Genomic DNA, 23,236 nt, shown 5'->3' with positions numbered 1-23,236 from the left:
TCCACTTTTCTGGAGTTCCCATGGCAGACATCAGTCGCGCCGCCTTGTTCGGCAAGCTCAACAAGACCACGTATCGCGGCATCGAATCGGCCACCGCCTTCTGCAGGCTGCGTGGCGACCGCGAGGTGGATCTGCTGCATTGGCTGCATCAGTTGCTGCAGGCGCAAGACGGCGACCTGCATCGCATCGTGCGTCATTTTTCGCTCGATGCGGCGCGACTTGCGCAGGACCTGACCGCAGCGCTCGATCGGCTGCCGCGTGGCGGTGGCGGGCATTTCGATCTGTCGGCCAGCGTGGAGGAGGCAGTGGAACGCGCCTGGGTGCACTGCACGCTGCGCTACGGCCGGCAGCGCATCCGGGGCGGCGACCTGCTGGTGGCGATCCTGCATACGCGCAGCCTGCGCAACGGCTTGCTGGCAATGTCCAGCGAGTTCGGCAAGCTGCGCGCAGAGGCGCTGGCCGACGATCTGGACGCCATCGTCGCCGGCTCGCCGGAGGACGATGCCACCGATATTGCGGCGGCCAGCGCTCCCGCCGGACCAGCCGCCGCTGGTGGGACTGCCGCGCTCGCGCTGTATACGGTCGACCTCACCGCACAAGCACGCGAGGGCAAGCTAGACCCGATCATCGGCCGCGACGACGAGATCCGCCAGGTCGTCGATATCCTGATGCGCCGCCGCCAGAACAACCCGATCCTGGTCGGCGAGGCCGGTGTCGGCAAGACCGCGGTGGTGGAAGGCTTCGCACAACGCATCGCGCGCGGCGATGTGCCGCCCGCGTTGAAGGATGTGCAGCTGCGCACGCTGGATGTGGGCCTGCTGCAGGCCGGCGCCAGCATGAAGGGCGAATTCGAGCAACGCCTGCGCGCAGTCATCGACGAAGTGCAGGCCAGCCCCAAGCCGATCATTTTGTTTGTCGACGAAACCCACACCCTGGTCGGCGCCGGTGGCGCGGCCGGTACCGGCGATGCGGCCAACCTGCTCAAGCCCGCACTGGCGCGTGGCACCTTGCGCACCGTGGGGGCGACCACGTTTGCCGAGTACAAGAAGTACATCGAAAAGGATCCGGCATTGACGCGACGTTTCCAGGCCGTGCAGGTGGACGAGCCGGACGAAGCCAAGGCGGTGCGCATGATGCGCGGCGTCGCTTCGATGATGGAACAGCACCACCGTGTGCAGATCCTGGACGAAGCGCTGGAAGCGGCAGTCAAGCTCAGTCACCGCTACATCCCGGCGCGGCAGCTGCCGGACAAATCGGTGAGCCTACTCGACACCGCCTGCGCGCGCGTGGCGGTGAGCCTGCACGCTACGCCTGCGGAAGTGGACGACAGTCGCCGCCGCATCGAATCGCTGGAGACCGAACACGCCATCATCGAACGCGAGCGTGCGATTGGTATCGTGGTGGAGGAGCGTGCTGCCGCTTGCGCCAACCTGCTGCAAAGCGAGCATAGCCGCCTGCGCGAGCTGGACCAGCGCTGGGTTGGCGAGAAGGCATTGGTGGACGAGCTGTTGTCGTTGCGCGCACAACTGCGTAGCAGTAATTCATCGGTGGAAGGCACCGGCAGTGCGTTGGAAGCAGAGGCCGACACCGACGCAGATGCCGCCGCAGATGCCGCTGTCGCGCAGTCGGCGTCTGGCGACACTGCCGTGCTCGACGCACCGGTACAAGTTGATCGCGACACCTTACTGGCACGTCTGCAGCTGGTGCAGGCTGAACTGGCAGCATTACAAGGCGAATCGCCGCTGATCCTACCCACGGTCGATTACCAGGCGGTCGCCGCCGTGGTCGCCGACTGGACCGGCATCCCGGTCGGGCGCATGGCGCGCAACGAGATCGACACCGTGCTGCGCCTGCCCGACCTGCTGGCCAAGCGCGTGATCGGCCAGGACCACGCCATGGAAATGATCGCCAAGCGCATCCAGACCAGCCGCGCCGGTCTGGACAACCCGGACAAACCGATCGGCGTGTTTCTGCTGGCCGGCACCTCCGGCGTCGGCAAGACCGAAACCGCACTCGCGCTGGCCGAAACCTTGTACGGCGGCGAACAAAATCTGATCACCATCAACATGAGCGAGTACCAGGAAGCGCATACCGTCTCCTCGCTCAAGGGTGCACCGCCGGGCTATGTGGGCTACGGCGAAGGCGGCGTGCTCACCGAAGCGGTGCGCCGCAAGCCGTACTCGGTGGTGCTGCTGGACGAAGTGGAGAAAGCCCACCCGGACGTGCACGAACTGTTCTTCCAGGTCTTCGACAAGGGCTGGATGGAAGACGGCGAAGGCCGCCGCATCGACTTCCGCAATACCTTGATCATCCTCACCAGCAACGCCGGCACCGACCTGATCGCCAGCCTGTGCAAGGACCCGGAGCTGATACCCGACCCGGAAGCCATGGCCAAGGCCATCCGCGAGCCGTTGTTGAAGGTGTTTCCGCCGGCATTGCTCGGGCGGCTGGTGGCGATTCCGTATTACCCGCTGAGCAACGACATGCTCGGCCAGATCGTGCGGTTGCAGTTGAATCGCATCAAGAAGCGCATCGAGGAGCGCTACAAGATTCCGTTCGAGTACGACCACTCGGTGGTGGAGCTGGTGGTATCGCGGTGCACTGAAAGCGAGTCGGGCGGACGAATGATTGATGCGATTTTGACTAACTCGATGTTGCCGGAGATCAGTCGGCAGTTTCTCACTCGGGTGATTGAGGGCAAGAAAATCAATCATTCGCGCGCATCGGCCGTGGCGGATGGCTTTTTCTACGAATTCTGAGGGCAGAAAACATGGTGGCCAAGGCGACGGTGTATCTGAATGGTATCGAGTACGGCAGCAGCGATGCCGCCATGGGTGGTGGGAGGCGGGGAGGGCCGGTCAACGATCTCGCCGATCACGCCGAACGCAAAGCCTGGCGAGAGGCATGGCCAAGGATCTGTCGTGAAGTACGGGCGACCGCGGACGGAACGCCATTCGAGATCACCATCGAAGTCAACATGACGATCTGCGCGGACTGCCAGAAATGGATGATTGTTGAAGTTCGTCGCCATCTCGGCCAGTTGGGTCGAGCTTTTACCTTTTATGCCACGGTGGGAAAGGAAAAGCCGGTTGTCGTGGCGCGTGACACGGTATGGAACGCGAAGGTCGGTCAATGCCGACTTTGGAAGGCTGATCGAAGCGATCTGCAGATGGGTCGTGTACGAAAGCACGAGGTGATCTATGAAAAGACGCGAGGATAGATGCGTACTCATTTGATCGCCGGCCGTGCATGCAATTGCAGAAAAGCTGCGATCCGAGGACGTCCGCTGCCAGACCCAGTCGCGCAGCGCGCATCTGACGCGAAACGTCGGTTCGCGTCTAGTGATAGTTGGCTGCAGAAGGTGTGCTTCGACGCTTCTCCATCGCTGCATCAACAAGAACGGGATCCGAAATGGTCAATGCAAAGTACATCACAGAAGAAACCGCAGCCCATGGTCGCGTGCTGGCCTTTCCGAACGTCAGTTCATGCGTGGCGGTAGTCGTCGTGTTGCCGGATGAACTCGTCGGTTGGCACGTCACGGTGAAGACGCTCGACTCGATCGACAAGGGCATGGCCGCGCAGGGGGCCGCAAAGTTTCTTGACTATGCCAGAAGCGGGACACCCCGCAGGCTGCTCATCGTGGGTCACTTCACCCACCATGACCCCACGGCGCTGCGCGATTGGGTGCGGGCTCAGCTGGCTGTCGACCTGCCCACGCAGTCTTTCGATATCACCAGGCACCGCAAGGCAGAGACGAATGTCGCGTACCACCTCTTCTTTGAGCATAACGGCCACGACATTCCGCAGATCACCTTCAAGAATTCGACGAAGGTGGGAGTAAGCAACGTCACCAATGGCGAGAGCGGAGTGCCGAATGGAGGGCTGCCCGTTCACAACCGCAGTGCGGACTTCACGGTCAGTCGCTGGCACAGGCTGCGGCGCCATTTCGTCGACGTATGACCTTCGGAGCTAGCAAGACAAACGAACGCGCCAGCGGACATGCATCGCATCTTCCCGCCGCAGAGAGAGCGATACCGCAAAGCGCCCTCCGGAAAACTTGGGTCAGAGTCAACTTCCCTTAGCTCGGTGGACGATGTTCATTGATAGCTACCAGGCGGGGCGATACCCCGCGACAAAGAACACATGTGCACATGAGAGGAGGCTTACATGTTGGAAAAGAAGATCAATGTTGGCGATGACGCCAGCTGGCTCCCTAGAAATGAAGGAGAGCTAACAGGCAGCGGTGGCTTGATAGAGGTGCCCGGCACGGTACTGGAGGGGTACGCCACGAAGTACCTTCCTTTCATCCCGAATGCCATCAGTGCAGTCCATTCGGGAGGACTGGATGTGATCAGTTACAACTTTAGCGGCTGCTTGATGGCTGCCTACACTGCTCAGGACGGGCGGAGAATGGTTTGCCACGTGTCGACGGGTGAAGGAAATGATTGCAAGAGCGCCTGGGACCAAATTAGGAGCACTTCGACGAACGTTCTTGAGTTTCGTCCATCCGATTACGTCGACACCAAGGGACGTTCCTTGGCCGGATGCTACGGACTGATCACAAACGATGATCGGAGTCTGGCTATTACCGTGGTTTCAGGTAAAAACCCGAACTCAAGGTTCATCTCTGCAATTACCGTGGTTTCAGGTAAAGAGCCGAACTCAAGGCTCATCTCTGCGATTAAAAAGATGAGGTTCTGGCGGGATTGAAGCCCGTTTCGGGAGCAAGCAAGTCCGGGACACGGCCAACACGCGTGGAGTAGCGGGGTTGGAGTAACGAGGTCGGATTGACTTCCGATAAGTCCCTGCGGGCTGTTCGGGTGTGTGATCTGATTTTTTGTTGGCGAATGAGAACCATGGGGTCGAACGGCAACAAGCGATGACACATGCATCGTCACGTTTACGTGCGCCGTGACGGTAACCAAGCAGGGAGGCAGTTGCCTGATGGTGGCGCACCGCAGGCGTCCGTGCACAAATCTATGAGATGACGAAAACCAGCAACGAAGCACGACATGGCCAGCCAGGACACCTCGCGCCCACATTGCCTTTCACATACACGCATTGGATCCAGCAGGCCTCGCGCGTGCTGCACCCGTGCAGTGCCGAGCTGCCTGCGCTGGACATCCTGATCGACGCGTATGGCAGGACGCCGAGCGAAAACAACCTGCGCTGTCTGAAGAATGCGTTCCGCCCCTGGCGTGATGCGCAGGGCGAGGGCGATGCGTGGATCGACAGTTAGCGCAACGACAAGAAGATGCTGCCGTTCGTGACGCTGAACACGGCGCTGTTCAAGGATGGCGACAGAGACACAAGGATCTGATCACGCGGCGCCAGTACGACGCGGGCATGGCGCAGATGGGACTGCCGAAGGACTTCAGCTCGCGCTACGTCGAGGAGTCCGGCTATGCGCCGAGCAGCGAGGACGGCCTTGTGGAGGAGTGGATCAAACCCGGCCTGCGCGCGGAAGGCAGCGTCTGGCGGCGGCACGTGCTAATCCGATCGGGGCATTCCTCGGTTGATGCGCTGCACGATTCAACGACTATTACGGAGAACGACATGGACAACGCAGTGACAGGGGCGCACGGCCAAGCCGGCTTGCATTGGGTAGGCCATGTAGGCCATGAACGAGTTGGATTTCGGGATCCCCGTGGAGTAATGCTGCGATCGCGCGTGCAGGATCCTGCAAGGCGGGTGAGCGCATGAGCTGCAGAATCCTCACCAGCTTCGCCATGGCCAACCATGGCTCGACCTTCATGCACTGGCTGCGTAGCGAGTTGATGAAGAGCCTTGGGCTCTACGACATCGATGCGGTGTATGTCGATTCGATCGTGTCGCGGTCCATCGACGATCGTGCCACGGTCGCTCCCGATACCCGCGCGCACATGCGTTCGCCGACGGGCGCAATGCCCATCGGTGCGATGCGCGAGGACTGGAATGCGCTCTATCAGGCGGCGATGCGCCAGGCGCAGTTGATGTTGTTTTGCTACACGGACGAGTTCAGGGACAGCCAGTGGTGCCGGCAGGAATGGGACCAGTTCATCGGTCAGAAGGCGGGGCGTCCTGCAGACCGACAGCTACGCGGGCTGATACTGGAATTCACCACCGATGCCTGCACATTGCCTGGAAGTCGTGGCGATGGCGTGACCCGGATACCGGTCGCCAAAACCGATGGCGGGCGCTGCGGGCTGGCCTGGGACAAAGGGGACTACATCCTGTCGAGCACGGATTATGCGCGGGTGCTCGCCCAGATCCAGCAGCTGATCCGTTGAGAGCGCATGCCGGGCATCGAGGCGATGCCATGGCGTGGGCGGGAAGACCTACTCGTCGACGGTATGTGTGGCATCGCGATTATCGATTTCCCTGCACACCAGCGCGGCCGGCAAAGTCATCGCATGCCATCGAGCCCTGCGCCTATGTACCGCAAGACCACTCCGGGAGCCTGACCATGGCCCATGCCATTACCCTGCAGTCGCCGCTGGGCAAGACGCTGCGCTTTGTGCGGATGAGCGCGCACGAGGCGCTGGGGCGCCCGTATGCGTTCGTCTTGCATGGCATCAGCCGCGATGTGGCCATCGACCTGCGCGCTTTGCTGGGCAAGCCGATGGCGGTCAAGGTCACTTCGCCTCAGGGCTACGTGCGGCACTACCACGGCATTGTCGCCGAAGCCGAGCAGACCGGTTTCGAGCAGATCGAGGGGCTGCGCTACGCCACCTATGCCTTTTCGCTGGTGCCCAAGCTGTGGTTGCTCGGGCAGCGCCGCGATTGCCGCATCTACAAGAACAAGAGCGTGCCGGAGCTGGTGCGCGCATTGCTGGCCGACGTTGGCTGCACCGACGTCAAGTTGCGCCTGAGCGCGAGCTACCGGCCGCGCGAATATTGCGTGCAGTACCGCGAGAGCGGGCTGGACTTCGTCAGCCGGCTGATGGAGCAGGAGGGCATCTACTACTACTTCGAACACAGCGCCAGCACCCATACGCTGGTGCTGGCCGATAGCCTTGGCGGCCACGAGGCGGTGGCGCCGTTCGCGCAGATTCCGTACTGCCCGCCCGGACAGAAGGGCAGCCGGATGAAGGACGCAATCACCGACTGGTCGCTGGCGCGCAGCGCGCACAGCACGCGCGTGCGGTTGGACGACTACGACTATCTCAAGCCCAAGGCGTCGCTGCGGGTGAACGAGACCCCTGCCGAGTCCTCCGGACCGGCGTTGGGTGAGCTGGAGGTGTTCGACTATCCCGGCGAGCATCTCGATATCGCCGCCGGCCGCCGCCACGCACAGGTGCGTGCCGAAGCACTCAACGTGGCGCAGGCGCAGTACCAGGGCTGGACCGATGCCTGCGGTTTGCAGGTGGGCGCGTTGTTCAAGCTACGCGACTTCCCGCTGGCCGAGCACAATCAGGAATACCTGGTGACCAGCGCGAACACCGAATTGGTCGAAGTGGATTATGTGTCCGGTGGCGAGACGGTTGCCGAGCCGTTTGCGTCCACGTTCCGTGCGCTGCGCAGCCGGCAGCCTTACCGCAGCCCGCAGACCACACCGCGTCCCAGCATCGCCGGATTGCAGACCGCGGTGGTCGACGGCAAGACGCCCGAGGACATCGCGGTCGACCAGCACGGCCGCGTCCAGGTGAATTTCTTCTGGAGCCCGCCAGGAACGCCGAACGCCTACTGTTCGTGCCCGGTACGCGTGGCGCAGGCGTGGGCGGGCAAACGCTGGGGCGCGCAGCACATTCCGCGTGTCGGCCAGGAGGTGGTGGTGAGCTTTTTGGAAGGCAATCCGGATCGTCCGCTGATCATCGGCAGCGTCTACAACGCCGACCAGATGCCGCCGTATGCACTGCCCGAGCACCGCACCCGCAGCGGAGTGAAGAGCCGCAGCTTGTTGGGCGGCGCCGAGGACTACAACGAGATCCGTTTCGACGACAAGAAGGGCAATGAAGAGCTGCTGCTGCATGCGCAGCGCGATCTGCGCCACGAAGTGGAGAACGACCATTTCGTCACTGTCGATCGCAACGAGACCGCGGAGGTCAAACGCGAACGCAGCCACACCGTGGGCGGCAACGACCGTCTGGACGTGGGCAAGGCGCTGCGCATCCAAGCCGGCAGCGAGATCGAGCTGGTGACCGGCATGGCCCGCCTGCAGCTGAAGGCCAGCGGCGAGATCGTACTCAGCGGCACCCGGCTCACGCTCGATGGACGCGTCAGCGTCGGCATCCAGGGCGGCGTTAGTGTCGACGTCAGCGCGATGGCCAACCTGACCCTGCGCTCGAACGCTTCGGTGCTATTGCAATCGAACGCCGTGACCACCGCGCGCGCCAACGCGGCGCTGCTATTGCAGTCGTCCGGTCCGGCCGTGCTCAAGGGCACTCCGCCCATCATCGCCTGAGGACCGCCATGTTGCAGATTCTTCCCGCCGCGCGGCAGATGCGGCTCTCACCCTGCGCGCATGCCGCCCTGGCGCCGGACATGGCGCCGGAGACTGCCGTGCGCGAATTGCTGGCGCGCGGGCTTGCCCAGGACGCGTTGCCGTTGGCGTTGCGCTTGTTGCCCAGGCCGTATGCGGTGGCGTGGCTGTGCCAGTGCATGCGCGCGCAAACGCTCAGCGGCCACGACAGCGAAGGTCTGCGGTTGGCGCAGGCGTGGGTGCAGCAGCCGGGTCCCACCCAGCGCGAGAGCGCACGTGCATTCGCCGCCGACGACGACTATCAATCGGTCGGCGCCTGGCTGGCGGCGGCCGCGGCCTGGAGCGATGGCAGCCTGAGCGAGGAGGACGGCCCGCCGGTGGCCGACCACCTGACCGCGGCGGCGGCCGTGGCGGCGTTGCTGCATCTGGCTGGGCGCGAGCCTGCAACCTTCGAAGCGCAATTGGTGCGCTGGAGCGAAGATGCCGCACGGCTGCTGTCCGGATTGCGCGTGCGCGAGCGTACGCCATGAGCGCGGTGTCACCCCGGCTGACGCTGACGGTGCGCGATGCGCAGGCGGTGTCGGGCAGCAGGCCGCCGCAGGCCAGCTTCGCGGCAGAAGGCGGGCGCATCGGCCGCGACGCCTCCTGCGACTGGGTGCTGGAAGGCGAAGGCGTATCGCGTCTGCATGCCAGCGTGCGCTATCTCGACGGCGTGTATTTCATCGAGGATCACAGCACCAACGGTGTCCTGCATAACGGCGTGCCGCTGCGTGCCGGCTTCCCGGTGCCGCTGCATGCCGGCGACGCCTTGCGCATCGATGCCTTCGAGATCGACGTGGCGGTGGAAGGCGCAGGCGTCACCGCTGTTCCGGCGGCCACGCAGACCTGGAATCACGCCGAGCCGTGGACACTGTCGCCGACGCCACCACCGCAGCCATCCCAGCAACCGCCGCTGGAGCGCGAGCGCGATGTGTTTGCCGAACTTGGGGCAGCGTCGACGCAACCGGCCGACACCGACCCGCTGGCCTTGTTCGCCACCTCGTTCACGCTGGCCGGCAGCCAGGGCGATGCGGCGGCGTTCGGGCTGGGGCATGCGCCGGCAATGGCTGACGCTTACCGTGCCCCCGTGGCCGTGCCGGCTGCCGCTGGCGTCGTGTTGCCCGAGCATTGGGATCTGACACGCAGCGAATTTGCGTTGCCGCCGGCTGCCGATGCAATCGCGGCCGTACAAAGGCCGTTGCAGCCCGCACCAGTCTCCGTCGTCGCCGCGGCGCCAGCACCGACACCGACACCAATGCCAATGCCGGCCTCGGCAAGCGAAGTCGCGCCGGCATCGACGTCCACCACGGTCCCCACCGCGGCGCAGCCGGTCGTCGCACAGTCGCCGGATGCACCCGAACTGCCTGCGCTGTTCGCCGCCATGACCGCAGGCCTGATGGATGTATTGCGCGCACGCGCCGAGCTGAAGAACAGCCTGCGCCTGCCGGTCACGCTGATCCAGCGCACGGAGAACAATCCCCTCAAGTTCGCCGCCACCGTGGACGAAGCGGTCGCTCGCCTGTTGGCGCCAGCAGGCCCCGGCTATCTGACCGGTGCGGCTGCGATCGACGAAGCCATGGAAGACATCGGGCGTCACCAGGTGGCCTTGCTGGCCGGCATGCGTGCGGCCTTCGAGCATGTGTTCACCCAGTTCGATCCGGCGCGCTTCGAGGCAGACGCCGCCGGCCATTCCGCGCTCGCCGCCTGGGGCAATCGGCCCTGGCGACGCTACGCGCAGCACTACCGCGAGCTGCTCGGCGATCCTGACGAGCGCTTCCGCCGCCTGTTCGGCGAAGAGTTCGCCCGCGCCTACGAACAACAGCTGGCCCGCGCCAAGACGCAGGCCCAACCCGCAGACGGCGACCGAGCATGACCCCCTACAACAAGGTGATCTGGAGCGAGGGCCTGTTCCTGCGCCCGCAGCACATGCAACAACAGGAGCGCTATCTCGAGCGCTACATGGAACTGCAGGCCGGTGCGCTGCGGCCGCATGCGTGGGGATTCAGCCAATTGGAGTTGGAGCCGGAACTGCTTGCCATCGGCAAGCTCGGCATCCGCCGCGCCCGCGGTTGCTTTCCTGACGGCACGCCGTTTTCCATTCCCGATCGCGATCCGGCGCCGCCAGCCTTGGACGTGCCGGCCAACTGCCGCGACCAGGTGGTGAGCCTGGCGCTGCCGCTGCGCGCAACCGCCCAACCCGATAGCGCCTGGCCTGATGGCGATGGCAGTCGGCTGGCGCGGTATCGCGTGGGCGAAGCGGAAGTCGGCGATGCCTCCGGCAGCATCGCCGGTACCGTGCTGCTGGAAGTGGGCGTGTTGGCCAGTCGCCTGCGCCTGCAGTCCGAACCGGGCGAAGGGCTGGTGGAGGTGCCGATGGCGCGCATCGTCGAATGCCGCGCCGATCGACGGGTGATTCTCGATGACGCCTTCATCCCGACCGCCAGCCGGATCGAAGGCGCAGCGCGCCTATCTACGCTGCTGGCCGAGTTGCTGGGACTATTGCACCAGCGCGGCCAGGCGCTGGCCGAACGCGTGGCCGGCAGCGACCGGGGTGGCGTGGCGGAAATCGCCGACGTGCTGATGCTGCAGGTGATCAACCGCTACCAACCGCTGGTGGCGCATTGGGCGAGCGCGCCGCTGGAGCATCCCGAAGCGCTGTACTGCGTGCTGCTGGGGATGGCCGGCGAACTGGCGACCTTCACCCGTGCCAGCAAACGCAGCGGGCCATTCCCGCCGTATGCACACGATGCGTTGCAGGCGAGCTTCGAGCCGGTGGTGGCGTCCTTGCGCGAAAGCCTGAGCGCGGTGCTCGAACAGTCGGCGATTGCCGTGCCCTTGCAGCAACGCAAGTACGGCGTATGGGTGGGCATGGTGCCCGATCCGGCCTTGCTGGACTCGGCGGCGTTCGTGCTGGCGGTCAAGGCCGATCTGCGCGCCGAAGACTTGCGCAAGCGGCTGCCCACCGAATCGAAGATCGGCCCGGTGGAGAAGATTCGCGACCTGGTGAACCTGCAATTGCCAGGGGTGGCCGTGAGCGCGCTGGCGATGGCGCCGCGGCAGGTGCCGTATCACGCCGGTTGCGCCTACTTCGAACTCGATCGGCAATCGTCGCTGTGGAAGACGCTGCGCACCTCCGGTGGCGTGGCGCTGCATTTCGGCAGCGGTTTTCCCGGCCTGGAACTGGAGCTGTGGGCGGTGAGGAATTGAGATGAGCAATACGGTCGACCAACACGACGACGATGCCACCGTGGTCCGCAGCGCGACGCCGGCGCCGCGGCCCGCTGCCGCCACGCCGGCTCGCCAGGCGACGACGCGCACCGTGCAACCGCCCGACCTGGATGCCGCCATGCGTGCGGCGCCGGGCGCGATGCAGGGCAATGCGGTGGTGCGCGCCGCCACGCCGCTGCTGTTGCTGGCGGTGCAGTTACGACACTCCACGCAGACGCCGGACATCGCCACCTTGCGCGAACACTGCAGCACGCGCCTGCAGCGCTTCGAGCAGGAGCTGCGGCAACAGGGCATCGACGACAAGACCGGCATCGCCGCGCGCTATGTGCTGTGCACGCTGCTGGACGAAGCCGTGCTGGCCGCGCCGTGGGGCGAGGGCAGCGGCTGGTCGCAGCGCACCTTGCTGGTGACCTTCCACGGCGAGACCTATGGCGGCGCCAAGGTCTTCGACCTGCTCGATCGGCTGGCGCGCGATCCGGCGCGGCACCTGGACCTGCTGGAGCTGCTGTATCTGGCCTTGGCGCTCGGCTTTGGCGGTCGCTATCGGGTGGAACAGGGCGGGCGCGCGCGGCTGGCCGATCGCCAGGCCGAGCTGTACCAACTCATCCAGCGCCAGCGCCTGCCGGCGCCCGCCGAGCTGTCGCCCAACTGGCAAGGCGCGCAGGCACCGTTGCTGCGCAATACGGCGGCCACGCCGCTGTGGATCGCGACGCTGGCCTCGCTGTGCATCGTGCTGCTGGCGTTCGTGTGGTTGCATGCGCGCCTCAATGCGCTGACCGCGCCGATCAGCGCGCAGCTGGCGCGCATCGGCCTGGAGCGGGTGACGTTGCCGATCCCGGCGGCGGCCACACCCGCAACCAGCGCAGCGCTTGCACCGCTGCTGGCCGCCGAGCAACGCGCAGGATGGCTGACCGTCCAGACCGAGGGCGATGGTCGCAGCACGGTGCGGCTGGCCAGTGCGTCCATGTTCCCCAGCGGGAGCGCGGAGTTGGATGCCGATCAGACCCGCCTGCTCGAACGCGTTGCTGCGGCGCTGGAACAGGTGCCGGGGCGGGTGGTGGTGGTGGGACATACCGACGACCAACCGGTGCGCTCGCTGCGCTTCAAGGACAACTTCGCCTTGTCGGCGCGCCGCGCCCAGAGCGTGGGCGCCGTGTTGGCGGCCGGCTTGCGCGACCCGCGCCGCGTCCAGACCAGCGGCGCGGGCGATTCCCAGCCCATTGCGTTACCGCCGCAGCTGCCCGGCAACCGTGCGCGCAATCGGCGCGTCGAAATCCTGTTGATTCCCGAGACCTGACCCATGCGCCTTGTGCTTGATTTCCTGCGCACCCGCTACGTCGCCAGTGCTGCCGTCCTCGCTTTATTGGCCATGCTCGTCTGGGTCGGCGGACCCTATCTCAGCGTGGGCCGGCTGCAGCCGCTGGCCAGCGTGAGCGGCCGCCTGCTGGCCGTGGCCGTGCTGCTGCTGGTGTGGGCGGGGTGGCGCTACCTGCGTTGGCGCCGCGACAACGCCAAGCAGCAGCGCATGGCCGGCGAACTGGTCGGGCAGGGCGCCAGCGCCGAGGACGCCAGCGGCAACGACAGCCGCGCACGTGCAGCGCAGGAACAGGTCCGCCTGCGTGCGCGTTTTGCCGAGGCGATGGCGGTGCTGCGGCGGCGCCGTCGCAACGGTCCCGGCCTGCATGTGCTGCCCTGGTATCTGCTGATCGGCGCGCCCGGTTCCGGCAAGAGCACCTTGCTGCAGTCTTCGGGCCTGGAGTTTCCACTCAAGGAACATGGCAACCACGCCGCGCTGGAAGGCGTTGGCGGTACGCGCAACTGCGATTGGTGGTTCGCCGACCAGGCAGTGTTCCTCGACAGCGCCGGGCGCTATACCACCCAGGATTCGGACGCCATCGCCGATGCCGGTGCCTGGCACGGCTTTCTGGACCTGCTGCGGCGGCACCGCCGGCAGCCATTGAATGGCGTCATCGTGACGGTGAGCGTGGCCGAGCTGCTGGAGCTCGATGGCGATGCCGGTCTGTCGCATGCGCGCGCGGTGCGTCATCGGCTGGACGAACTGGTCGACAAACTGCGCGCCCGCGTGCCGGTCTACCTGGTCGTGACCAAATGCGATCTGGTGTCGGGCTTTGCCGAGTTTTTTGCCGATCTGGATGCCGCCGGCCGCGCGCAGGTGTGGGGAGTGTCGTTCCCACAGGCGCAGGCTGCCGATGACACCGATCCGTTGACGCCGTTCCCCACCGAGCTCGAACGCCTGCTGGAGCGGATCGATCAGCGCGTGCTGGAGCGCCTGCATCGGGCGCGCGATGCACGCGAGCGTGCCGCGGTGCTGTCCTTTCCACAGCAGTTGCGGCTGCTGCAACCGGCGCTGATGGAGTTCGTGCAGACCGCGTTCGGCCGCCATGGCTATGCCGGCCAGCCGTGGCTGCGTGGTGTCTATCTGAGTTCGGGGACGCAGCAAGGCCATCCGATCGACCGCGTCATCTCGGCAGTGGCGCGACACTTCGGCGTCGCCGCTGCCGGCCTGCCGCCGGCCATCAGCGCGCCACGCAGTTACTTCCTGCCACGCCTGCTCAACGACGTCGTCTTCGCCGAGGCGGGCCTGGCCGGCAGTCAACCCGGCAGCGCGCAGCGCCGTCGGTTGCTGCAGCTGGCCTGCTGGGCCGTGCTGACCGCCACCACCCTGGGCGTGCTGTCGGGCATGGCCGGCAGTTACGCCCGCAACGTGCAACTGATCGGGCAGGTGCGCGATGCGCTCGACGCCTATCCTGCCGGCGCGCTGCCTGCCGATGCCGGCGAGGCCGCGTTCTATGCCAAGGCCTTGCAGCGTTTCGACGCGCTGGCGCGCGCGCGCGATGTGGCACTGCCGCCGGGTCAGTCGATCCCGTGGTCGCGACGCTTCGGTCTGCACCAGGGCAGGGCCTTGGCGCGCGATGTGCAGGACGCCTATCTGCGCGACCTCAACGGCGCGCTGCTGCCGGCATTGGCGCAATCGCTGCGACGCAAGCTGGAGCAGGCCAGCAACGATCCGCAACGGTTGTATCCGCTGCTGAAGGGCTACCTGATGCTGGGCGACCCGGCGCGCCGCGACGTCCTGCATCTGGCCACGCTGGCAGGCACGGTCTGGCGGCAGATATTTCCCGACGATGCGTCGGTGCGTGCGGGATTGAACCGGCATCTGCGCGCCCTGCTGGGTCCGGTGGACGGTGCCCGCGCGCTCGCGCTGGATCGGCAGCAGATCGAGCAGACACGGGCGAGCCTGCGAACCGCCGAACTGCCGGCATTGGTCTACGGTGGCCTCAAGCTGACGCAACCCGGCGTCGATGCCGGCCAGGCGCCACGTCTGGATCGCCGCCTGGGCCTGTTGGGCGATGTCTTCGAACGCCGCAGTGGCCTGCCGTTGTCTGCGCCATTGCCGCCGCTGTTTACCCGCCAGGCGTTCCAGGCACAGACCGGTGGCGGCATCGCGCGTGGTGTGCAGCAGTTCCTCGCCGACGATTGGGTACTGGGCACGGCACCGCTGGACCCGCTGGCGCGTTCGCAGCTGGAGCGCCAGGTATTGGCGCTGTATCAGCGCGATTACATCGCTGCCTGGGACAGCCTGCTGGCCGACCTGGTGCTGCGGCCGGTCACCCAGACCGGGCAGGCGAGTGCGGTGGCCGCCAAGCTGGGCGGGCCGGCATCGCCGTTGAAGGCCTTGCTGGTGCTGCTGCGCGAACACACCCACGCACTGGGGCGCACGCCACCGGCCAAGGGCGGTGCGAGTGCTGCAGCGGGTGGAGAGGCCACCGCCGCGGCCGAGCCCGATGTGGCGGCCGACCCGATCGAACGCCATTTCGAGCCGCTCAACCGCTTGCTCGATGGCGGGCCGGGCGCCAGCGCGCTGGACGAAACCCTGGCCGCGCTGACCCAGATGAGCCGTACGCTGTTGGGCGCTGCTGCCGGCGTTGCCGCCGACCAGAACGATCCGGCGTTGCTGATCGCCGCGCAACAGGCCGAACAATTGCCGCCGCCGCTGGGAAACTGGATGGCGACCCTATCCGGCCGCGGCCGCGCATTGACTGCCAGCAGCGCCGGCGAGGCGCTACGCAACGCGCAGCGGCAGGCGGCCGGGCGCGAGTGCGCGCTGCTGGTGAGCGGGCGTTTCCCGTTCGTGCCGGGCAGCCGCAACGACATCCCGTTGCGCGATTTCGCCGAACTGTTCGGACCCGGCGGGCGCATGGACCGCTTTGCGCAGCAATCCTTGCTCGGCAAGGTCGATACCAGCGGGCGTCGCTGGCAGTGGAATCCGGGCATGGCGGCGGTCGGTGCCGACGACGTGCTGGAGCGCGCGCAACTGGCCGACGAGATCAAGCAAGCGTTCTTCGCGGGCGGCGGCGCGCAGCCGCAGGTCGCCTTCACTGTCTCGATCCCACCGCAAGCGGCAATCAGCCGGCTGCAACTGGAGGTGGATGGGCAAACCCTGGAGGTGCGCGAAGGCGCGCGTGCCAGCCAGTCGATGACCTGGCCCGGACCCAATCCGGGCCTGGTGCGTGTCGCGGCGTGGGACGCCAGCGGGCAGGCCTTGCCGGTGCTCGAATACCGCGGTCCCTGGGCCTGGTTTCGGGCGCTGCAGGCCGGGCGGCTGCGCCGCAGCGGCGATCTGGACTACACCGCCAGCCTCGCCCTGGGCAGCGCCACGGTACGGATGGACGTCCAGCCGGCGAGCCTGCGGCATCCCTTTGCGGCATCGGCCGTGCAGCGGTTCAGTTGCCCATGAGCGCCATGCAACGCCCGCCGGGCTTCTACGGCAAGCTGCCCGCGGTTGGCGATTTCGTGCATCGGCGCTTGCCGGAGAGCTTTGTCGACCCATGGCATGTGGCGATGCAGGACGTGCTGTCTGCCGCAGGGGCAGTGAGCAGGGCGCCTGAGGGCCAGGCACCGGTGTGGCGCTTCGTGCTGCCGACGGGCCTCGCTGGGACGGCCGCATGGGCTGGGGCGATGCGTGCCAGCGTCGATCGCGTCGGCCGCGCCTTTCCCCTGGTCATCGCCGCACCGCTGCCTGCAGGCGATGCCGGTGGCACGACGGCTGCGGTCATGCCGACCTATCTACATCTGCCAACTTGGCTGGATGCTGCCGACACAGTGTTGTGCAACATCGGGGCAGAGCGACGGCAGGACGGTGCCTGGTTGGACCGCGTCTGCGTGACACTCGCACAGCAGGCGCACGACGAGACAACCATGTCGGCGTCGCCGCCGTTGTCTGCTGGCGCAATCACCGCTGGCAGCAGCCTGTGGTGGACGGCCATGACAGGATCTGCGCCGGGTGCCTGGATGCAGTTCGCCGGCTGGCCTGCGGCCTGCCATGCACACGTCCTGCTTGGCGCATTGCAAACAGCGAACGCATGCGTTGCAGAGGACATGCAGTGAGCGCCTGTTACGTGTCCGCCGGGCGTACCGAGCAAGGCAATGTCAGGCGCCAGAACGAGGATGCGATCCTGCTGCGCGACGATCTCGGCCTGTGGGCAGTGGCCGATGGGCTGGGCGGCCACAGCGCCGGCGATCTCGCCAGTCGCATGGTCGTCGATGTACTGGGCGCGTTGCGGCGCGACGGCGACCTGGCCAGCTTCGTCGACGCCATCGATGCGCAGCTGAGCCAGGTCAACCAGCAACTGCGTGCCTTGGCGCGCGCGCGGCGGGTGGACGTGATCGCCAGCACCGTGGTGGTGCTGGTGCACGACCACGACCTGCTGATGTGCGGCTGGGTGGGCGACAGCCGTGCTTATGCGTTCGAAGAAGGCCAGCTGCAGCTGCTGACCCGCGACCACGTGGCCGGCGACAAGGATGAGTTGACGCAGGTGGGACGAGCGCAGCCGGCCGGCGGTGCGCTCACCCGCGCGATCGGCGCCGACGATGCGCTGTACGTGGATTGGGTGGTGCGCGCGCGCCGGCCAGGTCAGCACTACCTGCTGTGCTCGGACGGCATCAACAAGGAACTCAGCGACGATGAGATCGCCGCCCACTGCCGGCGCGAGCAGCAGCCCGCTGCGCTGGTGGCGCGCCTGTTCGATACCGCGCTCGGCCGTGCCGGGCGCGACAACGTCTCGGCCGTGGCCCTGCGCCTGGCCCCACGGAATGCTCCGCCATGACCCCCCGCGATCACGACACGACCGGCCGCACCTCGCCGCCGGACGACGACCGTACCCGCGTACGACCGGCCCGCGACCTTGCCGATACGCCGCCACAGCCGCCGGCTGTGGATGACGATGTCACCCGCATCGCACCGCTGACCCAGCAGCGCGCCGCGCAGGCCTCGACGGACGCGGCGACCCGGATCAACCCGCCAACGCACAGCGATGACAGTGCCGGCGCATCGAGCTGGCGGCGGGTCGCGCAATTGCAGGGCGAGTCCCAGGTGGGCGTGGGCATGCTGCTGAAGGCACGCTTTCTGCTGGTGCGCGAAATCGGCCGTGGCGGCATGGGCGTGGTTTACCTGGCGCGCGACGAACGCAAGGTGGAGGCACGTGACCGCCATCCCTATATCGCGGTGAAAGTGCTCAACGACGATTTTCGCCGTCATCCGGATTCGCTGATCGCACTGCAGCGCGAATCGCGTCGCGCGCAGAGCCTGGCCCACGACCATATCGTGCGCGTGTACGACTTCGACAAGGACGGCGCCATCGTGTTCATGACGATGGAGTACATCGAGGGCGACGACCTGCGCGGGCTGATCCGCAGCCGGCTGGGCGAGGGCATGCCGCTGGCCGAGGCATGGCCGCTGATCGAAGGCATGGGGCGCGCCCTGCAACGCGCGCATGCGGCCGGCATCGTGCATTCGGATTTCAAGCCGGGCAACGTCATGGTCGGCGCAGGAAACGTGGCCAAGGTGTTCGACTTCGGTATCGCCCGTGCCGCGAAACTGGCCGGCGCCGAATCCGGCGATGACCACACGCTGTTCGACGCCGCGACGCTGGGCGCACTGACACCTGCCTACGCCAGCCTGGAAATGTTGCGCGGCGACGAGCCGGCGTTCGCCGACGACGTCTACGCGTTCGGCTGCGTGGTGTATGAACTGCTGTCCGGCCGCCACCCGTTCGGCAAGCAATCGGCGACGCAGGCGCAGGCGCAGCAGCTGCGCGTGGCGCCGTTGTCGACGCTGAGCCGCCGGCAGAATCGCGCAATGCGCAGCAGCCTGGCGTTCGCGGCCGCGGCACGGCCGACGATGACGGTCTTGCTGGAGCAACTGCGCCCACGTAGCCGCAGCGAGCGTGTGTTGCCGTACCTGCTGGCGGGCGTGCTGTTGCTGGCCGGCGGCGCCGGTGCGGCGGTGTGGCTGCAGGTGCATGCGCAGCGGGAGAAGGTGGCCGGGGTGCTCGAGCGCTTCTCGCCACAAGCGCCGAACCGGTTCGTGCACGAGGCGCATGCACGGGCGGCATTGTGGGCGCTGGGAGAGGACGACCGCCGGCGCTTGATCCTGGACCGCAGCAGCACCATCGAGGCCTTCCTGCTGAGGCGGCTGGATCACTATTGGCAGCCGGCACGCGGCCGCGAAGACTATGTGGGCGCGCAGCGTATTTTGATCCTGCGCGACCAGTGGAAGCTGTTTTCGCCACGCCTGGATGCGCGTCGCAGCGCCATGGAGCAGGAGCGCGATGGTCTACTCAACGGTCTGGACACTGCGTTGACCGGCGCAATCGACGCCGGCGCCCTGTTCGAGGATCAACCCGGCAACGTGGTCGCGCTGCTCGACCGCGTGCGCCGCCTGGCACCGGACAGCGGCCTGCTGCGCCATGCCGAACTCGAATTGCGCTACCGGCGTGGATGCGCCGATGCGCTCAGCGCAGGTCGCATCGATGAAGCACGCCGCTGGCTCGCGACCGGGCGCCGCGTGTTCCCGCATTCCACGCTGCTGCAGGAATGCGCACACGAGCTCGACGCGGCAACCGTCACCGCGTCTGTCGCGCCATCTGTCCCGCCGGCGCCGCTGGTGGACGATGCGCAGGCCCAGCGTGCCGCGCAGATCGCCACGCGCATCGAGTCGGTGCGCACCGCAGCGGCCGCCAATGACGTCGTCAAGGTGAAGAATCAACTTGCGCAGATCGCGGCCAGCAGCCCGGAGCATCCGTTCCTGCGCAGCGAGGGCGCGCAACGGCTGACCGATGCCTATCTGGGGCTGGCACGCGGGCTTTGCCGCGAGGGACGCTGGAAAGACGCCAGCGCCGTCGTTGGGCAGGGACTGGACGCACAGGACGCCCCGCGCCTGCGTCAGGCGTTGGCGCGTTACCAGTTTGCGCTGGAGCTGGAACAGCTCGGCACCGCACTGCCTGCGCCGGCGGTGCTGCAGCGTCTGCGCGAGCGCAGGATGGCGCTGCAAGCGCAGGACGCCGACGGCTTCCGCGCCTTCCAGAGCGATGTCGCCAAGGCGGGCCGACAACGCGCGTCCTACACCGCAACACTGCTGCCGAAGCTCGAGCCGGTGGCGGCTGCGCCTGCAACGCCGACGAAGCCGGAAGATCCCTGTCGGGTCTCGGCACCGCCTGGCGGTGCGGCCATCTGCAGCGACGACCTGGGCAAGCATGGTCGTGGCCCTGAACTGGTGGTGCTGCCCAAGCCCGGGCGGGCGCTGGCGATGATGCGGCGGGAAATCAGCGTGGCCGACTTCGCGTTGTTCTGCGCCGACACCAAACGTTGCAGCGTCTCGCGCTGGACACGCAGGTCGGCGCCGGTGGACGACGTACGCCTTGCGCTGATCGGCGATTACGCCGCCTGGCTGAGCAGTGTCAGCGGCCGCAAATACCGACTGCCGCGCGATGCCGAGTGGTTGCGTGCGGCACGCGCCGGCGAGCGCGCCTGCACGGCGACCGTCTCCAACAGCTGGGGGCTGCTCGACATGGCCGGCGGCATCGCCGAGTGGGTCCAGGACGGCGAGGGCGTGGCCGTGCGCGGCAGCCAGCGCGGTGCGGCTGCCTGTATCGGCCCCGGTCCGGTGAGCTCCGATGGCGAGGCCGCGCGCGGGATCGGTGCACGCCTGGTGAGAGAACTGGAATGAACGACTGGGAAACCCGGGCCAACCTGGTCCTGCAGGACTTGAACGCGGCGCAGGCGGAGCGGCGCCTGGACCCGGCCGAGTATCGGCGGCGGCGCCTGCAATTGTTGCAATCGATCGTGCGCTCGGCAGGCCAACCGACCGAGCGCCGCCGGCGTGTCGCGGCGCCGCGCAACTTGCCGACCCCAATCGTGACGGTACGACGCGATCGCCAGCCGCCGAACGCCCTGCAGGCGGCGTTGCGCTCGTGGAAACTGCGCTTATGGGCGGCGGTGATGCTGCTGGGCGCGGCCTGGGTGTACTGGCATGGCCTTTCTACGTTGTGACGCCCGCCATGCAGGCCGGCAACGCGGCTAGCGCGTTTGACCGACAGCCGCGAGCAGCCGCCAGGCGAGCGTGGATGGCACACAAAAACCACAGTGCAGACGTACTGCATCAGGATCCAGAGCGTCGTCCACGCCCGCCCGGCGGCGGTGCGGTGGTTCTGTCAGCCGCTAATCGGAATGGTCCTGGCCCGACACCACCTGCAGCTCGTCGATCCCGCGTGGCGCCAGGTCGCGCATCAGCGCGGCAAAATCCAGGCCGACCAGCCGTTGCGCGCGCCGCAACAACAACGGCACCGGGCTGGAAGGCTCGCGCCGCGCGTAGTAATCGCACAGCTGATCGAGCATGCGGCGAACGTCGTCCGGATGCTCCAGGGCGTGCGCCCGCGGTGCGGGTGCATTGGCGCCGTCGGCGACGGATGCTGCATGCTCGGCTGGGTCGGCCGTGGAGCCGAAACGCTCGGCGACATAAGGCCGCAGGAACGCGCGCAACTCGCCCAGGTCGTGCGTCAACGGCGCCAGCTCCGGTCCATATCCCGGGGTGCGCTCGGCGAACAGGCCGGCCATCGCGGCGATATCGCCCTGCGCAGCGGCCAGGGCCGCATCCAGCTCCAGCAGCGCCTCCAGCGGACAGTCGCGCAGGCAGGCATCGATGGCGGCCGGCTCTGGCGCTTCGCTGGGATCGTCCGCAGCGCGCTTGAGCGTGCCCTGCACGATGCGCAGATCGCGCAGCGAAAAGTGCCCAGGATGCAGTCCCTTGAACAGGCGGACGTTGCGCAGCTGCGTCAGCGTGCGCTCGCTGTCGGCCAGCGCCGCGATGGCGTTGACGCGTTCGGTCGGGTCGTTGTCCTCATCGGCATCCAGACCAGGATGGACGTCGTCCCAGAACCGCTCCAGCAGGTGCCGGAGCAGGCTGACGCCGCTGGACCAGCCCACCAGGCCGTCCTGGTGCAGGCGGGCAATGCTCAGCAAGATGCCCAGTCGCAAGTCCTTGGAGCGCAGCAACAAGTGCTCGGCGCTGTCGGCGACCTGACGCCACTCCGGCGCCTCGGGCACCAGCACGCCCGCGCCCAGTGCGCGTTCCTGACGCGGGCGTGCCAGTTCTTCCAGGCTCTGGAACTCCGGGGTGTATTCCAGGTTCGGACCGGACGGCGCCTGTGCGTCCACCGGCTGCAGTAGCTGTTCGCTGTCGATCTGCATGGCGCCGCTCACGAGACGGACAGCACGAGGTCGCCACGGCCGGCGGCGCGTCGCGCTGCCGGCGCGGCGGGCGCTGCTGGAACCAGCAGTTCCAGCACGCGTTCGCGCAACCAGCGATGCGCGGCATGGCCATCGTTGCGGCGATGCCAGGCCATTGCCAGCGCCATGTCCGGCAGCGGGAAGGGCAGGTCGAAACAGTCCAGCGGTGCATGCCCGCTCTCCGCTGCCAGCGTGGCCGGCACCGTGGCGACCATGTCGGTGCCGAGCACGATGTCGCGCGCGGTCGCGCACTGCGACACGGTCACCGCGATCTGGCGGGTGTGGCCCAACTGCTGCAGTTGCGCATCGATGGCGAGGTTGCAGGCCTGTGCGTGTGCCACCTGCACATGCGACAGCCGGCTGTAACTTGCCGCGCTCAGCGCTGCGGTACCGCGCGGATGGCCACGGCGCTGCACCAGCACGTAACGTTCGTCGCGCAGGCGGCGCAGACGCAGCGCGGAAGGAACTGCCTGCGCATGATCGATCAGCAGATCCAGCTCGCCGCTTTCGAAGGCGTCCAGGCTGGTGTCGGCACCGATCTGCACGAACTCCAGGCGCATCTTCGGATTGCCCTGGGCCTGGATCGATCCCGCCAACCCCGCACCCAGCGTGCCGATCGCATCGGCGGCGGCGGCAATGCGGAAACTCGCCGATGACGTCGACGGATCGAACGCACTGTCCTTGCCGAGCAGACTCAGTTTGCCGATGGCTTCGCGCAGTGGCGATGCCAGTTGATCCGCACGCGGCGTGGCCACCATGCCGCGCCCGGTGTCCGAGGGCATCAGCAAGGGATCCTTGAACAGCACGCGCAACCGTGCCAGTTGCGAAGACAGTGCCGGTTGGCTCATGTGCAATCGCTGCGCTGCGTGGGTGACGTTCTTCAGCTCGAGCAATGCGTCGAGGGACACCAGAAGAGGTAAGTCGCTTGGTCGGATATTCATGTCGTGGATCGCTCGTAGTGGAATGCAGGCGGTCTGCTGC

At 66.8% G+C, this 23,236-nt stretch carries 19 protein-coding genes and 1 other RNA gene; 17 read left to right on the top strand and 3 right to left on the bottom strand.

The features are described from left to right. Positions 1 to 20: 20 nt before the first annotated feature. The 17 genes from tssH (at position 21) to LN450_RS08595 (ending at position 21,019) form a co-directional block, all read left to right on the top strand. Entirely contained in the window at positions 21 to 2,759 is a 2,739-nt protein-coding gene (gene tssH, locus LN450_RS08675) for a type VI secretion system ATPase TssH (RefSeq protein ID WP_074038553.1), read from the top strand. Between the two features lie 11 nt (positions 2,760 to 2,770). Beyond that, positions 2,771 to 3,220 (top strand): hypothetical protein, encoded by a 450-nt coding sequence (locus LN450_RS08670; protein ID WP_039417406.1) that lies wholly within the window; start codon positions 2,771 to 2,773, stop codon positions 3,218 to 3,220. 191 nt (positions 3,221 to 3,411) lie between these two features. Beyond that, complete coding sequence (locus LN450_RS08665; protein WP_011347357.1) at positions 3,412 to 3,960, top strand: hypothetical protein; 549 nt, start codon at positions 3,412 to 3,414, stop codon at positions 3,958 to 3,960. A 207-nt stretch (positions 3,961 to 4,167) separates the two neighbouring features. Beyond that, complete coding sequence (locus LN450_RS08660) at positions 4,168 to 4,710, top strand: hypothetical protein (protein ID WP_074038552.1); 543 nt, start codon at positions 4,168 to 4,170, stop codon at positions 4,708 to 4,710. Between the two features lie 331 nt (positions 4,711 to 5,041). Beyond that, positions 5,042 to 5,239 carry a hypothetical protein gene (locus tag LN450_RS08655; protein ID WP_039417404.1) on the top strand — a complete coding sequence of 66 codons (198 nt, stop codon included), beginning with the start codon at positions 5,042 to 5,044 and terminating at the stop codon, positions 5,237 to 5,239. Continuing rightward, positions 5,224 to 5,703, top strand: a complete 480-nt coding sequence (locus LN450_RS08650; protein ID WP_011347359.1) for a hypothetical protein — start codon at positions 5,224 to 5,226, stop codon at positions 5,701 to 5,703. The genes LN450_RS08655 and LN450_RS08650 overlap by 16 nt, the downstream gene beginning before the upstream one ends. Continuing rightward, positions 5,700 to 6,269, top strand: a complete 570-nt coding sequence (locus tag LN450_RS08645; protein ID WP_011347360.1) for a toll/interleukin-1 receptor domain-containing protein — start codon at positions 5,700 to 5,702, stop codon at positions 6,267 to 6,269. The genes LN450_RS08650 and LN450_RS08645 overlap by 4 nt, the downstream gene beginning before the upstream one ends. A gap of 176 nt (positions 6,270 to 6,445) precedes the next feature. Then, the gene (locus tag LN450_RS08640; protein ID WP_039417400.1) at positions 6,446 to 8,383 is read left to right on the top strand and encodes a type VI secretion system Vgr family protein; all 1,938 of its coding nucleotides are present in this window, start codon (positions 6,446 to 6,448) and stop codon (positions 8,381 to 8,383) included. 8 nt (positions 8,384 to 8,391) lie between these two features. Beyond that, positions 8,392 to 8,931 (top strand): DUF6931 family protein, encoded by a 540-nt coding sequence (locus LN450_RS08635; RefSeq protein WP_011347362.1) that lies wholly within the window; start codon positions 8,392 to 8,394, stop codon positions 8,929 to 8,931. Continuing rightward, complete coding sequence (tagH, locus tag LN450_RS08630; protein ID WP_011347363.1) at positions 8,928 to 10,313, top strand: type VI secretion system-associated FHA domain protein TagH; 1,386 nt, start codon at positions 8,928 to 8,930, stop codon at positions 10,311 to 10,313. The genes LN450_RS08635 and tagH overlap by 4 nt, the downstream gene beginning before the upstream one ends. Then, positions 10,310 to 11,647, top strand: coding sequence for a type VI secretion system baseplate subunit TssK (gene tssK / locus LN450_RS08625; protein WP_011347364.1), 1,338 nt, complete (start codon positions 10,310 to 10,312; stop codon positions 11,645 to 11,647). The genes tagH and tssK overlap by 4 nt, the downstream gene beginning before the upstream one ends. Before the next feature lies 1 nt (position 11,648). After that, complete coding sequence (gene icmH, locus LN450_RS08620; RefSeq protein ID WP_011347365.1) at positions 11,649 to 12,965, top strand: type IVB secretion system protein IcmH/DotU; 1,317 nt, start codon at positions 11,649 to 11,651, stop codon at positions 12,963 to 12,965. A gap of 3 nt (positions 12,966 to 12,968) precedes the next feature. Then, complete coding sequence (gene tssM / locus LN450_RS08615; protein ID WP_011347366.1) at positions 12,969 to 16,427, top strand: type VI secretion system membrane subunit TssM; 3,459 nt, start codon at positions 12,969 to 12,971, stop codon at positions 16,425 to 16,427. Further along, the gene (gene tagF, locus LN450_RS08610) at positions 16,424 to 17,077 is read left to right on the top strand and encodes a type VI secretion system-associated protein TagF (RefSeq protein ID WP_011347367.1); all 654 of its coding nucleotides are present in this window, start codon (positions 16,424 to 16,426) and stop codon (positions 17,075 to 17,077) included. The genes tssM and tagF overlap by 4 nt, the downstream gene beginning before the upstream one ends. Continuing rightward, positions 17,074 to 17,796, top strand: a complete 723-nt coding sequence (locus LN450_RS08605; RefSeq protein ID WP_011347368.1) for a PP2C family protein-serine/threonine phosphatase — start codon at positions 17,074 to 17,076, stop codon at positions 17,794 to 17,796. Before tagF ends, LN450_RS08605 begins: the two co-directional genes overlap by 4 nt. Continuing rightward, positions 17,793 to 20,696 (top strand): bifunctional serine/threonine-protein kinase/formylglycine-generating enzyme family protein, encoded by a 2,904-nt coding sequence (locus tag LN450_RS08600; RefSeq protein WP_011347369.1) that lies wholly within the window; start codon positions 17,793 to 17,795, stop codon positions 20,694 to 20,696. The genes LN450_RS08605 and LN450_RS08600 overlap by 4 nt, the downstream gene beginning before the upstream one ends. Then, positions 20,693 to 21,019, top strand: a complete 327-nt coding sequence (locus LN450_RS08595) for a hypothetical protein (protein ID WP_008575757.1) — start codon at positions 20,693 to 20,695, stop codon at positions 21,017 to 21,019. The genes LN450_RS08600 and LN450_RS08595 overlap by 4 nt, the downstream gene beginning before the upstream one ends. Before the next feature lie 25 nt (positions 21,020 to 21,044). Here the strand turns inward: LN450_RS08595 and LN450_RS08590 are convergent. From LN450_RS08590 to LN450_RS08580, 3 genes are all read right to left on the bottom strand, one after another. Continuing rightward, a non-coding RNA gene (locus tag LN450_RS08590) (sX9 sRNA) lies at positions 21,045 to 21,129 on the bottom strand. 58 nt (positions 21,130 to 21,187) lie between these two features. Then, a complete protein-coding gene (gene tssA / locus LN450_RS08585; protein ID WP_011347370.1) occupies positions 21,188 to 22,216 on the bottom strand; it encodes a type VI secretion system protein TssA in 1,029 nt (342 codons plus the stop codon). An 8-nt stretch (positions 22,217 to 22,224) separates the two neighbouring features. Beyond that, complete coding sequence (locus LN450_RS08580; protein WP_011347371.1) at positions 22,225 to 23,196, bottom strand: LysR family transcriptional regulator; 972 nt, start codon at positions 23,194 to 23,196, stop codon at positions 22,225 to 22,227. Positions 23,197 to 23,236 lie beyond the last annotated feature (40 nt).

This window comes from Xanthomonas euvesicatoria pv. euvesicatoria (assembly GCF_020880415.1).
Lineage (GTDB): Bacteria > Pseudomonadota > Gammaproteobacteria > Xanthomonadales > Xanthomonadaceae > Xanthomonas > Xanthomonas euvesicatoria.
Note: the sequence above shows the minus strand (reverse complement) of the source record. Positions and strands in the feature narration are given on the sequence as shown.

Coding starts and splice junctions, on each gene's coding strand:
- tssH (WP_074038553.1), top strand. CDS start 21: ATGGCAGACATCAGTCGCGCCGCCTTGTTCGGCAAGCTCAACAAGACC.
- LN450_RS08670 (WP_039417406.1), top strand. CDS start 2,771: ATGGTGGCCAAGGCGACGGTGTATCTGAATGGTATCGAGTACGGCAGC.
- LN450_RS08665 (WP_011347357.1), top strand. CDS start 3,412: ATGGTCAATGCAAAGTACATCACAGAAGAAACCGCAGCCCATGGTCGC.
- LN450_RS08660 (WP_074038552.1), top strand. CDS start 4,168: ATGTTGGAAAAGAAGATCAATGTTGGCGATGACGCCAGCTGGCTCCCT.
- LN450_RS08645 (WP_011347360.1), top strand. CDS start 5,700: ATGAGCTGCAGAATCCTCACCAGCTTCGCCATGGCCAACCATGGCTCG.
- LN450_RS08640 (WP_039417400.1), top strand. CDS start 6,446: ATGGCCCATGCCATTACCCTGCAGTCGCCGCTGGGCAAGACGCTGCGC.
- LN450_RS08635 (WP_011347362.1), top strand. CDS start 8,392: ATGTTGCAGATTCTTCCCGCCGCGCGGCAGATGCGGCTCTCACCCTGC.
- tagH (WP_011347363.1), top strand. CDS start 8,928: ATGAGCGCGGTGTCACCCCGGCTGACGCTGACGGTGCGCGATGCGCAG.
- tssK (WP_011347364.1), top strand. CDS start 10,310: ATGACCCCCTACAACAAGGTGATCTGGAGCGAGGGCCTGTTCCTGCGC.
- icmH (WP_011347365.1), top strand. CDS start 11,649: ATGAGCAATACGGTCGACCAACACGACGACGATGCCACCGTGGTCCGC.
- tssM (WP_011347366.1), top strand. CDS start 12,969: ATGCGCCTTGTGCTTGATTTCCTGCGCACCCGCTACGTCGCCAGTGCT.
- tagF (WP_011347367.1), top strand. CDS start 16,424: ATGAGCGCCATGCAACGCCCGCCGGGCTTCTACGGCAAGCTGCCCGCG.
- LN450_RS08600 (WP_011347369.1), top strand. CDS start 17,793: ATGACCCCCCGCGATCACGACACGACCGGCCGCACCTCGCCGCCGGAC.
- LN450_RS08595 (WP_008575757.1), top strand. CDS start 20,693: ATGAACGACTGGGAAACCCGGGCCAACCTGGTCCTGCAGGACTTGAAC.
- tssA (WP_011347370.1), bottom strand. CDS start 22,216: ATGCAGATCGACAGCGAACAGCTACTGCAGCCGGTGGACGCACAGGCG.
- LN450_RS08580 (WP_011347371.1), bottom strand. CDS start 23,196: ATGAATATCCGACCAAGCGACTTACCTCTTCTGGTGTCCCTCGACGCA.